This window comes from Pseudomonas turukhanskensis, from assembly GCF_027922365.1.
In the GTDB taxonomy this organism is placed as follows: Bacteria; Pseudomonadota; Gammaproteobacteria; order Pseudomonadales; family Pseudomonadaceae; genus Aquipseudomonas; species Aquipseudomonas turukhanskensis.
In genome coordinates this window covers 401507-415053 of record NZ_BSFN01000003.1, presented here as the reverse complement: position 1 = coordinate 415053, position 13547 = coordinate 401507, and the positions used below count along the sequence as shown (strand labels likewise).

The window sequence follows — 13547 nt, the reverse complement described above, 5'->3', positions numbered from 1 at the left end:
TGCACCGCATCAGTGCATTTAGTTACTTACAATAACTGTTTTTCCAGGCAACTGTGCTGCAAACAGTGTGTTTCGCCGCCTGACTGCTGCGCTGAGCGAGTGGCCGGCTGTACCGCTCAGGTTCAGCGGCGCCGATGAATACTCTCGGCATCGCCCGTTGCCCTGAACCTGGAGCCTGTATGAACGAACTCGACCTGCTCGCCGCCGCCGACACACGCGGCCGCGCCTACACCGCCAGCGTCGCCACCCGCCGGGTATTTCCCGATGCCGACGCATTGGCGGGTTTGGCGGTGTTTGAAGAGCCGCTGCCCGAGCAAGGCCTGCCGGCCGAGCAGACCTTGCACCTGCTGGACGAACGCGGCTCGCCGGCCACCGTGGTGTCCAACGGCCCGCGCTACTTCGGCTTTGTGATTGGCGCCTCCCTGCCCGCCGCCGCCGCGGCTGAACGGCTGATGCTGGCGTGGGACCAATGCGCGTCCAGCTTCGACAACTCCCCCGTGGCCGCCACCGTAGAAGCCACCGCCGCCGGCTGGGTACTGCAAGCGCTGGACCTGCCACGCAACAGCGCCGTTGGCTTTGGCACCAGCGCCACGGCCTGCACCCTCGCCTGCCTTGCCGCCGCCCGCCGCGCCTTGTTGGCCCGCCACGGCTGGGATTTCGACCGCGACGGCCTGATCGGCGCACCGGAAATCAAGGTGGTGGTGTCGGCGCTGGTGCATATCACCGTAAAAAAAGCCCTGCGGGTGCTGGGTTTTGGCACCGCAAAAATCATCTACGCACCCGTCAATGCCCACGGCCAGATCGACCCCGCGCAGTTGCCCGCACTGGATGACCACACCCTGCTCTGCCTGCAAGCCGGCGAGGTCAACACCGGCGAGTTCGACCCCTTTGCCGAGCTGATTCCCAAAGCCCAGGCCGCCGGCGCCTGGGTGCACGTAGACGGCGCCTTCGGCTTGTGGGCGCGGGCCTCAAACCTCGCGCCATTGACCGCCGGTATCGAGCACGCCGACAGCTGGACCACCGACGCGCACAAATGGCTGAACACCCCCTACGACTGCGCCATGGCTATCTGCCGCGATGCAAACGCGCTGGCCAGCGCCATGAACAGCGACGCCGCGTACTCCAGCGCCAGCAGCGATGCCCAGAAAAACCTCACCCTTGAATTCTCCCGCCGGCCTCGCGGCATTCCGGTATGGGCGGCGTTGCGCAGCCTGGGTAAACAGGGTGTGGCCGAGCAAGTGGAACGGCATTGCCGGCAAGCGCGGCGAGTGGCTGACGGGTTACGGGCAGCCGGCTACGACGTGCTTAACCGGGTGGTGCTGAACCAGGTGCTGTTTCGCGCCGAGAGCGACGAACAGACCGTAGCGGTGCGCGAGGCCTTGCAGGCAAGCGGCGAGGCATGGTTTGGCGGCACGCTATGGCAAGGGCGGCCGGCGCTGCGAATCAGCGTATCGTCCTGGCGCACCGAGGATGAAGAGATTGAGGCCTTGGTGCGGCTGATGGAAAAGCTATACAGGTAAGGCTTTCGTAGGGTGTGCTCCGCGCACCAAGCAATTCCGCAAACAACGCAACGGTGCGCGAAGCACACCCTACGGTTTACAAGCCACGCGGACGGTGCAGGGGTAAACGGGTAAGCCTTTTCGTCGGGTGTGCTGCGCGCACCAAGCGATCTCCCAGGCAATGCAACGGTGCGCGGAGCACACCCTACGGTTTACATGCCACACGGCTGGTGCAGGGCCACACGGTAAGGCTTTTCGTAGGGTGTGCTCCGCGCACCAAGCGGTCTCCCAGGCAACGCAACGGTGCGCGGAGCACACCCTACGGTTTACAGGCCTCGCGGCCGAGGTTTTTACCGCTACCCACCGCTCCCGCGTGGGCGGCGTTGGGTGCGAAACCTCAACTCCCCTGCGGCACCTCTCCCGCCGCCAACCGCCGATTGATATCCGCCACCACCCCCGGCAATTCGGCAATGGTGTCGATCAGGTAATGCGGCCGGCTTGGCGCAAATTGCTGGCCAATGCGTTGCCGCTCGGCCGTCAATTGCTCGGGCGTCAGCGCCTGGTATTGCGCGTACGTCAGCCCCAGCGCATTGCCTGAACAGGTCAACGCCACCGTCCACATGCCGGCGCTGCGCCCTTCCAGAATGCCCGGCCAGGTGTCGTCCACTTTGACGCACGCGGCCACGTCATTGATGCCCAGGGCAATCACGTTCGCCAGGCTTTGCGCCGGATAAGGCCGGCCATTGGGCACTTCGTCGGTAGCCACCACGTGGTCGGCGACAAAGCCGTTCTGCTTGGCCAACGCCACCACTTTTTCCATCACCACCGCCGGATAACCCGAGCAACTGCCGATTTTCAGCCCCTGTTCGCGCAAAGTGCCGATGCTGTCCAACGCGCCGGGAATCAAGGCCGAATGCAGGGCAATTTTTTCAATCTGCAGCGGCATAAAGCGGTCGTAGATGGCAGTGACATCGTCGTCACTCGGGCGCTTGCCGAGTGCGCGCACAAAGCGTTCGGCAATTGCCGGCTGGTCGCACAGGGTGCGGATATGGTCCCACTTTCCCATGCCCATGGGGCCGCGGGCTTCGGCCAGCGATACCTCGACGCCAAATTCGGCAAAGGCCTCTACAAAGATCTGCGTAGGCGCAAACGAGCCGAAGTCGACCACGGTGCCGGCCCAGTCGAGGATCACGGCTTGCAGCTGGCGGGGAGATTGGTAGTGCATGGCAAAACTCCTTGATAAAACGTCTACGCCCTGTAGGAGCGAGCTTGCTCGCGAAGAACGGTAATGCGGTGTCACGGAAAAACCGCGGCGCCTGGTTCGCGAGCAAGCTCGGTCCTACGGGACCGTGGGGGCCGTTAGGGAACCGATAAAGTTTTGCCCACGCGCCCCTTTGCTGGCGGCGTCGAGCAAGGTTTGGGCTTGTTCGGCATTTACGCCGTAATCAGCGAATTCGGTTTTTACCGAGAGGCTGTGCAGGAATGCCCGCAGCCGCGCCTGGGCCCGTGCCAAATCGCTGCCAAACACGCGTTGCAAGGTGCGATCCCGCTCGGCGTCCTGGCCCCAGGCCAGGCCCAGTACCAAGGGCAAGGTGAACGAGCAGGCGATGCCGTGGGGCACCCCGTGGCGCAGGGTCATTTCGTAGGAAATGGAATGGGCCAGCGCCGTCTTGGTATTGGAAAACGCCATGCCGGCCTTCAATGCCGCCAACGCCATACGGCTGCGCAGTTCGCGGCTGCCGAGGTTGTGCTGTAGCTGCGGCAGGCACTCCAGAATGTCTTCAATGGCCGAAATGGCGAAGGTGTCGGAAAGCGCATTGGCGTTGCGGTTCCAGATGGCTTCCAGCGCATGGGACAACGCGTCCAACCCGGTGGACACCGTCACGCTCGCCGGTACGGTCATCATCAATTGCGGGTCGATCAGCGCCACGCTGGGCCAGGTGCACTCCAGGTGCAGGGAGTATTTCTTCTGCTGCTCGGTATCCCAGATAGTGGCCCAGGGCGTGACCTCACTGCCGGTGCCCGCCGTGGTCGGCGCGGCGATCAGGCGTTTGCAGCGCGCCGGTACAAAGGGTTTGCCGGTGGCGAGCAAGGCCAGCAGCTCATCAAAACTGCCGCCTTCGGTGCCGACGATCAGCGCCTTGGCGGTGTCGATGGCGCTACCACCGCCCACCGCAATCACGGTGTCGCAACTCCCGGCCTGCTGCCAAAAGCGCTCATAGGTACGGCGCAGTTCGGCCACATCCGGGTTGGGCTGCACGTCTTCAATCACATACACCAGCCGTTCGCCCAGCAAGGCCTGGATGCGTTCTACCAAACCCAGCGCGCGGGCCTCGGGAAAGGTCACCAGGGCCACGGTTTGCTGCTCCGTCAGGCTGCCTAACTGCTCGAGGCTGCCCCAACCAAAGCGGGTGTCGACCGGGTTATAAAAGCGGGAAATCATGGCAACTCCTGACACACGGGCGAGCACCGCCCTGCCCGGCCTGCGCCGGGCAAAATAAAAATGAAAACTAGTGGTTGTTGCCGCTCTGGATGGCGTTGCGCAAGCGGCTGGAAATGGTGTCGGCGGCGACCACCATCACGGTGATCACGATGATGCAGGTGGCCGTTTCGGGGTACTTGAACAGCTTGAGGCTGCTCACCAACTCAAAGCCCAACCCGCCGGCACCGACCATGCCCAGCACCGTGGCCGACCGCAGGTTCACCTCAAAGCGATACAGCACTACCGCAATCCAGGCCGTGATCACCTGCGGCAGCACGCCGAACACAATCACTTGCAGCGGCCGTGCGCCGGTGGCTTGCAGTGCTTCAATGGGGCCCTGGTCGATTTCCTCGATGCTCTCGGCGAAAAACTTGCCGAGCATACCCAGGCCATGAATCGCCAAAGCCAGTACCCCAGGGAACGGCCCCAGGCCCACCGCCGAGACAAAAATCAGCGCCAGAATCAACTCGTTGATGCTGCGGGTGATATTCAGAAACTGCCGGGTGCCGTGGTACAGCACCGGGTTGCGGCATAGGTTGCGCGCCGCCAGAAAAGACAACGGTACCGCCAGAATCACCCCGAGCAACGTCCCCCACAGCGCAATCTGCAGGGTCTCCAATGCCGGGCCCCACAGGCGCGGCAAAATGCTCAAGTCCGGGGGCATGGTGCGGCTGAGAAAATCGCCAATCTGCGGCAGGCCGGCTGCCAGTTCACCGATGCTCAACTGCGCGCCCTGGGCGCTCCAGTGCAGCACCATCACCACCACCAACACCAGGGCGGCACTGCCCAGCCAACCACGAGCATTTTGCGGGGTGTCGACGGTCCAGAGGTATTTGCGCGCCTGCATGGCGTTGCTCCTGTTAGTTGGCATAACGCACCTGCAAGCCCGCAGTCGCCTGCTCGTCTTCAGCCTCAGGCTCCTGACCCGGGTAGATACGGTGCAGCACGTCTTCGGTTAGCCCATCCGGGCCGCCGTCGTAAACCATGCGCCCGTGGGCCAGGCCGACAATGCGGTCACCAAATTCGCGGGCGTAATCCACCTGATGCAGGTTGCACACCACGGTGATGCCCAGCTCGCGGGTGGCATCGCGCAGGTACTGCAACACCAGGCGCGAGGTTTTCGGGTCCAGGCTCGCCACCGGCTCGTCGGCCAGAATCACCTTCGGCCGCTGTGCCAGGGCGCGGGCAATGCCCACGCGCTGCATCTGCCCGCCGGAGAGCGAATCGGTGCGTTGCTGGGCCTTGTGCGCCAGCTCCACACGCTGCAAACACTGCATGGCCAGGTCGATATCTTCGCGACGAAACAGCTGCAACACCGAGGCCAGGGTGTTTACCGCGCCGAGGCGACCAGTGAGCACGTTCTTCAACACCGACAGGCGCGGCACCACGTTGTGGTGCTGGAAAATCATTGCCACCTGTTGGCGCAGCGCGCGGGTGTCGCAGCAGGCGATGGCGTCCATCCCCGCCACCGTCAACGTGCCGGCATCGGCCTGCACCAGGCGGTTCATGCACCGCAACAAGGTGGATTTACCGGCACCGGACTGGCCGAGAATCACCACAAACTCACCGGCTGCGATGTCCAGGTCGATGCCGCGCAGCACGGCGTTGCTGCCGTACTGCTTGGTCAGTTGACGGACGCTGATCATTTCATGCCCTTCAGGTCCAGGTTCAGCACCTTGGCCGTTTCGCGCACTACGTTGTAGGCGGCGTCGTCGGTTTTTTGGAAGCCATCGAGCTGGCCCTGGTCGCCCCACGGCACGTCCTTCATGCCAGCCAGGGCGGCGGCGATTTTCTTCTTCAGCTCGGGGTCCAGCGCCTTACGCCACACCATCGGCGACTCTGGGATCGGCTGCGACGTCCACACCACACGGAAGTCATCTTGTTTGACGATGTCTTTAGCCACCGCGCCAGCCAGAATGCGGTCGGCTACTGCCGCGGCATCCACTTTGCCGTTGGCTACAGCCAGAATGCTGGCGTCGTGCGAGCCGGAGAAAATCACCCGCGAGAACAGTTTTTCCGGGGCATAACCGGCTTTCTCCAGGCCCGCTTTCGGGAACAGATGGCCCGAAGCCGAGCTGGGGTCGACAAAGGCAAAGGTATGGCCCTGGAGATCGGCCACATCTTTGATGCCGCTGTCTTTGCGGGTGATGATCAAGCTCTTGTACGAGCTCTGGTGCGTCTTCTGCGTAACCGCTACCGCAAAGGCTTCCACGTCGGCCACCGAGGCAGCCAGCACATACGAGAATGGGCCGAGGTACGCCACGTCCAGCTTGCCAGCGCGCAGGGCCTCGATAATGCCGTTGTAGTCGGTGGCAACGAACGGCTCCACCGGCATGCCCAATTGTTTTTGCAAGCCATCGAGCACCAGCTTGCTGCTTTCGATCATGGCTTGGGAGTCTTCAGAGGGGATCAAACCAACACGCAAGGTATCCGCCGCGTGCGCCTGGCCGATGCTGAGCAACGGCAACAATGCAAAACCGGCAATACGAAACAGCGAGGCAAAAGAGGTCATGGCATTTCCAGCAGTTGTGGTTGGAGTACGCACAATTTAGAAACGTCACGTGACAGTCATACGATCAATTCAATATGGGTTTTAACCACTCACTATTGATAGGACCTATGGATGTCGACCGCCCGCATACGCGCTTTTCTTGCCGTGGCCCGGCACGGCAGCTTTAGCGCCGGCGCTCGCGCGCTGGGCCTGAGCCAGCCTACGCTGACCACCCAGGTGCAACAGCTGGAACGCCAATACAACGTGGAACTCTTCCACCGCAAAGGCCGGCGCATCGAACTCTCCGACGTCGGCCAACAGCTGCTGCCCATCGCCCAGCGCATGGCCCTGCTGGAACTGGAAGCCAACAACCTGTTGCACGACTCCGGCCGCCTGGACAGCGGCCAACTCAAACTCGGCGCCGTGGGGCCGTTTCACGTTATCGAGATGGTCGACCACTACCGCCAGCGCTACCCACGCATCGACGTCTCCATCCGCGTCGGCAACTCCGCCCAGGTGCTGGCCGACCTCGAACAATACGCCACCGACATCGCCGTGCTTGCCGGCCGCCAGGACGACCCTGGCCTGAGCGCCGTGCACTACGCCCGTCACGCCATCATCTTGTTCACCAACCTCAACCACCCCTTCGCCGAACGCGAAAGCGTGCGGCTGGAAGAACTCGAAGGCCAACCCCTGCTACAACGCGAAACCGGCTCCACCACCCGCCTGGCGCTGGAACGCGCACTGGCCGATGCCGGGGTTACCCCGCGCAAAGCCATGGAGATTGGCAGCCGCGAAGCATTGCGCGAGGCCGTGGTAAGAGGGATAGGCATTGGCGCCGTATCCGAAGCCGAATTTATCGCCGACCCACGGCTACGGGCGATACGCATAGAAGGCGAACCGGTGCATACGGAAACGTATTTGTACTGTTTGGCGGAGCGACGGAGCAGTCGGTTGATTTCTTCGTTTTTTGATATTGCGCAGGGTGAACGGGTTTGAGGGCGACCAGGCGTTCGACCTGAAAACCATCGCGGCTGAAGCCGCTCCCACAGTAGCTCTGCGTCACCTGTAGGAGCGGCTTCAGCCGCGATGGGTTCGGCGCAAACACTGCAGTCGAGCCCCAACTCCGTCGTCCCCGCGAAGGCGGGGACCCAGAATTTCGAGTCATGCACCGTAGAAGCACCCGCAAAAAAGGCGCCTTTCTCACCTCGAAGTCACGGTGTCAGACTCGACATAGAGCCATCTCGTAAACTTCGACGTCACGACGAGGGCCTACACACCCCCCACAACAATCTCGGTTCCGTTAATGCGGTAAACAATGCGGATATCGCCTAATCGAATCCGACGACAACCAGCGAGAGGCCCCCGCAACGCTTTGCCGATCTTGTCCGGCTCTTCCGTTCGCCGCCCATGAATCCGCGCCGCCGGCCGCTGCATGAGTGATGCCTTGATGACGCACCCCGCCACGCCGGATAGACTGCCCCGCAAGCCTCTCATCATTCTGAACCCCGGTCGGCACTCACTTCCTGCGCTGATCTCGTCTCCCTGAAGGTGTCATGACTTCCGAGCCTCGCGTCAACCTGACCAACTGTGATCGCGAGCCGATCCATATCCCTGGCAGCATTCAGCCCCACGGCTGCCTGCTGGCCTGCGATGCGTCGGCAGGCATGATCCTGCGCCACTCCGCCAATGCCGGGGCCCTGCTGGGGGTAACCGGGGAGTTGAATGAACGGCGATTGGAAACGGTGATCGGCGACGAGGCCGCCCATACGCTCAGAAACGCGCTGGTGCGCAGCACTGATCCATCGCGGCCTGCACTGACCTTTGCCTTGCCCCTCGCATCGGGCCAGGTGGTCGACGTTGCGGCGCATATTTTCAAAGGCACCACGGTGCTGGAGTTCGAGCCCTGCGGAGCGCTGATCGCCGAACCCTTGGAGCTGGCGCGTACGGTAATTGCCCAGGTGCGCAAGATCGACCAGACCGGCAAGCTGTTTCGCGATACCGCGCGGTTTGTGCGGGCCATGCTCGGCTACGACCGAGTGATGATCTACCAGCTCGGCGCAGACGGGGCCGGCAAGGTTATCGCCGAAACCAAGCGCGGTGATCTGGAAAGCTTTATGGGCCAGTATTTTCCCGCCACCGACATTCCGCAGCAGGCCCGCGCACTTTACCTGCGCAACCCGATTCGGATTATTTCCAACGCCCAGTTCACCAGCGTTCCTATCGTGCCGGTGCTGGATCTGTCCGGCGAGCCTATCGATCTGTCCTATGCCCACCTGCGCAGCGTTTCACCCATTCACTGCGAATACCTGCGCAATATGGGCGTCGGCGCCTCGATGTCGATCTCGATCATTGTCGATGGCGCGTTGTGGGGGCTGATTGCCTGCCACCATTACTCCCCTCGCGCGCTGACCATGGGGCAGCGGGTTGCGGCGGAAATGGTCGGCGAATTCCTGTCCTTGCATATCGAGACACTACGGGCCAGGCAGAACCTGCATGCCGCCGGCCATGCCCGCCAGTTTCTGGATACCTTACTGCGCGATGCCAACCGCGCCGCCGATCTCGAAGCGCTGCTGCGCGATCGCCTGCCCGAGTTCAAGGCGTTGATTCCCTGTGACGGTATCGGCATGTTTTTGCAGGGCCAGTGGACCTGCGAGGGGTTGACGCCACCCAACGCGGCCATTCCATCCTTACTGCGTTTTGTCGAAAGCGTCGCCGACGGTCGGACGTGGGCCTCCCATCGCTTCTCCACGGCGCACACCCCCGCTAGCGACTATGCAACCGAGGTTTCGGGCGTACTGGTTATTCCCATGTCGCAGCACCCCCGCGATTACCTCCTGCTGTTTCGCAAGGAGGTGATCGAGACCCTCGAGTGGGCTGGTGATCCAAACAAGACCTACGACAGCGGGCCTTTGGGCGAGCGGTTGAACCCGCGCAAGAGTTTTGCCGTCTGGAAAGAAACCGTGCAGCAACATGCGGCGCCATGGACCGAACAGGATCGGCAATTTGGTGAAGCCATTCGCGCGGCAATTGTCGAAGTGGCGCTGCACAACAGTGAGCTGCTGGCCAGCGAGCGTGCCAAATCGGACGTGCGCCAGCGCATGCTCAACGAAGAGCTGAATCACCGGGTCAAGAATATCCTGGCGCTGATCGGCGCCCTCGTCGCCCACCCCACGGTGGAAAGCCAGAATTTGACTGACTATGTGGCAACGCTGAAGGGGCGCATCCACGCCCTGTCGTTGGCCCATGATCAAGTGGTCCGCGGCGATGGCGGCGGTAGCCTGTTGGCGCTACTGGACGCCGAACTGTCACCGTATCGCACGGCGCCCGATGCCATTGTGCTGAGCGGCCCCGGCGTCATCCTCGATGCCCGCGCCTACTCCGTCATGGCGCTGGTGCTGCACGAGCTGGCAACCAATGCCGCCAAGTACGGAGCCCTGTCGCGGCCAGGCGGCAAGCTGGTCGTCAGTTGGGCTAGCGATGCCGGCGGTGCCTGCGACATCGTTTGGCGTGAGCAGGGCGGCCCCGTGGTCAGCCCGCCAAGCCGCACTGGCTTCGGCTCGGTATTGATCGACCGCAGCATCCCCTTTGACCTTGGCGGTAAAAGCGCGCTCGAATTCCTGCCCGAAGGCGTACAGGGTTCTTTCCACATCCCTGCGCGACACCTCTCGCTTATAGAGACGGAGGTGGCTGAAACACCGCTGGCAGCAGCCGCTGAGCCTTTTGGCGGGCTTGAAGATTTGTCTGGTATTACCGTGATGATCGTTGAGGACCAATTGGTGATTGCGGTCGGTCTCGAACAGATTCTGGTCACGGCTGGCGCCCAGGAAGTGCTTACCGTCGGCTCCGAAGCGGAAGCCATGAAGCTGCTGGCCCGTCGGCAACCGGATGTGGCCGTGCTCGATATCAACCTGGGTTCGGGAACGTCCCTCGCAGTGGCAGAAGAGCTGAGCCAACGGAAAATCCCGTTCGTGTTTGCCACCGGCTATGGCGACAACAACACCTTGCTTGGACAATTCTCGCAGGTCCCCGTGGTGCGTAAGCCCTACGATGCGGCCTCAATCCTTATCAACCTGCAAAACCTGCTGCCTTCCTCGACTTGACTACCGGAGTAGCCGGCATAACAGCAGTTGGGTGGGGTGTTTAAAAAGTGAAAAAGGGGACGGCATGAGTTCCTCCCCTTCCCTGCTTCACTCTAAAAAGTGTCGATTAGCCACCCGCCGCAGCCCCAGGTTCTCGCGCAATGTCGCCCCTTCATAGTCCTCACGAAACAGGCGCTGACGTTGCAACTGCGGCACCACGAGCTCCACGAAATCGTCCACGCCGCCGGGCAAATGGGTGAACAGAATATTGAAGCCATCCGCCGCGCCCTCGTGGTACCAGGCAGCCAGTTCGTCGACGATCTGCCCCGGTGTGCCGACTACCAGGCGGTGGCCGCCGGCCCCCAACGTGCGCAGCAACTGACCCACCGTGGGCCGCTGGCGGCGGATCAGATCCAGCACCAGTTGCTGGCGGCTTTTGTGCCGCTCGGTGCTCGCCGGTTGCTCCGGGAGCGGTACGGGAGCCTCCAGCGGCAAGGCGGCCAGATCGATGCCCAAATCGAGCAGAAAGCTCAGTTGTTTGAGCGCGCTATGGGGGTCCACCAGTTCCAGCAGTTGCTGGTGTTTTTCTTCTGCCTCGCTGGCGGTGCGGCCGACGATGGGCGACACGCCGGGGAAGACTTTCAGCGTGTCCGGCGCGCGACCATAGCGGGCCATGCGCCCGTGCACATCCTGATAAAACGCCTGCGCCTCGCCCAGGGTTTGCTGCGCGGTGAACACCAGCTCGGCACTGCGGGCGGCCAGTTCCCGGCCCGCCTCCGACGAGCCGGCCTGGGCAATCACTGGCCACCCCTGCACCGGGCGCGGCGCGTTCATTGGGCCTTGCACCTGGAAGTGTCGCCCCCGGTGGTTAAGCACGTGCATACGCTCTACATCGAGCCAGGCGCCGCTGGGCTTATCCAGCACAAAGGCATCATCGGCCCAGCTGTCCCACAGGCCGGTGACCACATCGAGAAACTCCTCGGCGCGCGCGTAGCGTTCGGCGTGGGCCAGCGGCTGGTCGTGATTGAAATTCTCCGCCCCCACCAACGCCGTCACCAGGTTCCAACCGGCGCGGCCGTTGGACAGCTGGTCCAGCGAGGCAAAACTGCGGGCCACGTTGTAGGGCTGGTTGTAGCTGGTGTTGGCGGTGGCGATCAGGCCGATGTGACGGGTCACCATTGCCAGTGCCGGTAATAGAATCAGCGGGTCCCAGCGCAGGCTGTACGGCCCGCGCGCCAGCACCTCCGGGGCCAGTTCACCGACGCTGACGTTGTCGTTGAGAAACAGCGCGTCAAAGCGCCCGCGCTCCAGGGTTTGCGCGTAGCGCTGGTAGCGCTGCACGTTGAGCGAGGCATCGGCGTCGGCCAGCGGGTGGCGCCAGGCGCCGGTGTGGGCGCCCGAGCCAGACAAAAACGCGCCCAGGCGCAAACGGCCGTCGGCATTAGCCATGGGCATGCTCCGCCTGCTCAACCGGCTGCGCGTGCCGGCGCAGCAGGAGCAACACGCCGGTCAGCGCAACCGCCAACACCACGGCAAGGAACACCATCGCCGCCTGGTAACCATGCACAAACCCCTGCTGCACCCAGCCGTTCAGCACCTCGGGCGCCTGGCTCAGGTGTTGCGCGAGCAACGCCGCGCCCTGCTCCGGTTGCGCCACCGCGGCGTTCACCCACGGCCCCTGGCTGCCGCTGGCGGCGCCCAATTCCAGAGCCGCGAAGTAACGGTACACGCCCACGCCAATCGCCAAACCAAGCCCGCCGCCAATGTTGTGCAAGGTCATCAGCGAGCCCATGGCTACCGAGCTGACAGCGGCCGGCACCGAGGTCATGGCCAGCACCGTGGATGGCCCGAGAATGCACGCCCAACCAAGGCCCATCAGCGCGAACGCACCGAGCAGGTAGGCCAGCGACGTGTGGGTGTCGAAGCCTGCCTGCAGCAGCGCCGACACAACGAACAACGCCAGCCCCGTTTGAATCAGCAACGCCGGGCCCTTGCGATCCACCAGCCGCCCTACCACCGGCGATAGCACCGCCACGCCCAGGGTGGTCGGCAGCAACAACAAGCCCGTCGTCTGCACGCTGTCGCCACGGATCAGCGCCAGGTACAACGGCATCACGAAGAACGCCAGGCAGTAAAAAACCGCCAGGGCAAAACTTGCCACCACGGCCGCCACAAAGCGGCGATTGGCGAATAGCGTAAGGTCAACAATTGGCGCCCTTACGCGCCGTTCCACCTGGATAAACACCACCAGCGCCAGCGCCGCTACTGCCAATAGCGCCAGGCTGATGGGTGAGATCCAGCCCCAGACGCCGCCTTGCACAATCAGCAACACCAGGCTCGGCAGGCCGATCAACAGCAGCAGCGCACCCCAGCCGTCCAGGCCCTTGCCGTCGCCGCGCGACTCGTCCACCGCCCACGCGCCAATCGCCAGACTGAGCAGCACGAACGGCACGTTGAGCAGAAAAATCCATTGCCAGCCCAGCGCACTGGCAATCACGCCGCCCAACACCGGGCCGCTGGCAAGGCCCACGCCATTGACGCTGAACAGCACGCCGAAGGCGCGGCCCTGTTCGTTAGCGGGGAAGGCATTGGCCACAATGGCGCCAGAGGCCGTGTACAGCACCGCGCACGCCACGCCCTGGGCTACGCGGGCGGCAATCAGCAAGTCGATGCCCTTAGCCACACCAGCCGCCAACGACGCCACGCCGAACACGGTCAGGCCGATAAACAGCACGCGCTTGCGCCCGTACACATCCGCCAGCCGACCGACCAGCACCATAAAGCTCGACAGCGCCAGAATGAAACCGTTGATCACCCACTGCAGCGCCTCGAACGACGCGCCGAGGTCCGCCTGCAATGCCGGCAAGGCGGTGTTCACAATGGTGAAATCGACGCAGCCGAGAAAGCTGGCGATGCTGACGCCAAAAAGTGCCCACCATTTGCGTTGCTGTTGCGCAAAAACGCCCATGGATTACTCCTCAAAGAAAAAGAAA

General features: G+C 63.0%; 10 protein-coding genes. 3 read left to right on the top strand and 7 right to left on the bottom strand.

The features are described from left to right. The first annotated feature begins 179 nt into the window (after nt 1-179). Complete coding sequence (locus tag PKE98_RS08260; RefSeq protein ID WP_271194783.1) at nt 180-1520, top strand: pyridoxal phosphate-dependent decarboxylase family protein; 1341 nt, start codon at nt 180-182, stop codon at nt 1518-1520. A 376-nt stretch (nt 1521-1896) separates the two neighbouring features. Here PKE98_RS08260 and phnX read toward each other — a convergent pair whose 3' ends face one another. The 5 genes from phnX to phnD form a co-directional block, all read right to left on the bottom strand. Next, the gene (phnX, locus tag PKE98_RS08255; RefSeq protein ID WP_271194782.1) at nt 1897-2724 is read right to left on the bottom strand and encodes a phosphonoacetaldehyde hydrolase; all 828 of its coding nucleotides are present in this window, start codon (nt 2722-2724) and stop codon (nt 1897-1899) included. A gap of 114 nt (nt 2725-2838) precedes the next feature. After that, complete coding sequence (gene psrA, locus PKE98_RS08250; protein ID WP_271194781.1) at nt 2839-3942, bottom strand: iron-containing alcohol dehydrogenase PsrA; 1104 nt, start codon at nt 3940-3942, stop codon at nt 2839-2841. A gap of 67 nt (nt 3943-4009) precedes the next feature. Continuing rightward, a complete protein-coding gene (gene phnE, locus PKE98_RS08245; protein ID WP_271194780.1) occupies nt 4010-4828 on the bottom strand; it encodes a phosphonate ABC transporter, permease protein PhnE in 819 nt (272 codons plus the stop codon). A gap of 13 nt (nt 4829-4841) precedes the next feature. Continuing rightward, nucleotides 4842-5627 (bottom strand): phosphonate ABC transporter ATP-binding protein, encoded by a 786-nt coding sequence (gene phnC, locus PKE98_RS08240; protein ID WP_271194779.1) that lies wholly within the window; start codon nt 5625-5627, stop codon nt 4842-4844. Continuing rightward, a complete protein-coding gene (gene phnD, locus PKE98_RS08235; RefSeq protein WP_271194778.1) occupies nt 5624-6493 on the bottom strand; it encodes a phosphonate ABC transporter substrate-binding protein in 870 nt (289 codons plus the stop codon). The genes phnC and phnD overlap by 4 nt, the downstream gene beginning before the upstream one ends. A 111-nt stretch (nt 6494-6604) precedes the next feature. Here phnD and PKE98_RS08230 point away from each other — a divergent pair, with 111 nt between their 5' ends. Together PKE98_RS08230 and PKE98_RS08225 are read left to right on the top strand one after the other, a co-directional pair. After that, nucleotides 6605-7471 carry a LysR substrate-binding domain-containing protein gene (locus tag PKE98_RS08230; RefSeq protein ID WP_271194777.1) on the top strand — a complete coding sequence of 289 codons (867 nt, stop codon included), beginning with the start codon at nt 6605-6607 and terminating at the stop codon, nt 7469-7471. A 557-nt stretch (nt 7472-8028) separates the two neighbouring features. Then, entirely contained in the window at nt 8029-10575 is a 2547-nt protein-coding gene (locus PKE98_RS08225) for an HWE histidine kinase domain-containing protein (protein WP_271194776.1), read from the top strand. 87 nt (nt 10576-10662) lie between these two features. Here PKE98_RS08225 and PKE98_RS08220 read toward each other — a convergent pair whose 3' ends face one another. Both PKE98_RS08220 and PKE98_RS08215 read right to left on the bottom strand, forming a co-directional pair. After that, the gene (locus PKE98_RS08220; protein ID WP_271194775.1) at nt 10663-12003 is read right to left on the bottom strand and encodes an LLM class flavin-dependent oxidoreductase; all 1341 of its coding nucleotides are present in this window, start codon (nt 12001-12003) and stop codon (nt 10663-10665) included. After that, entirely contained in the window at nt 11996-13522 is a 1527-nt protein-coding gene (locus PKE98_RS08215; protein WP_271194774.1) for an MFS transporter, read from the bottom strand. The genes PKE98_RS08220 and PKE98_RS08215 overlap by 8 nt, the downstream gene beginning before the upstream one ends. Nucleotides 13523-13547: the final 25 nt, after the last annotated feature.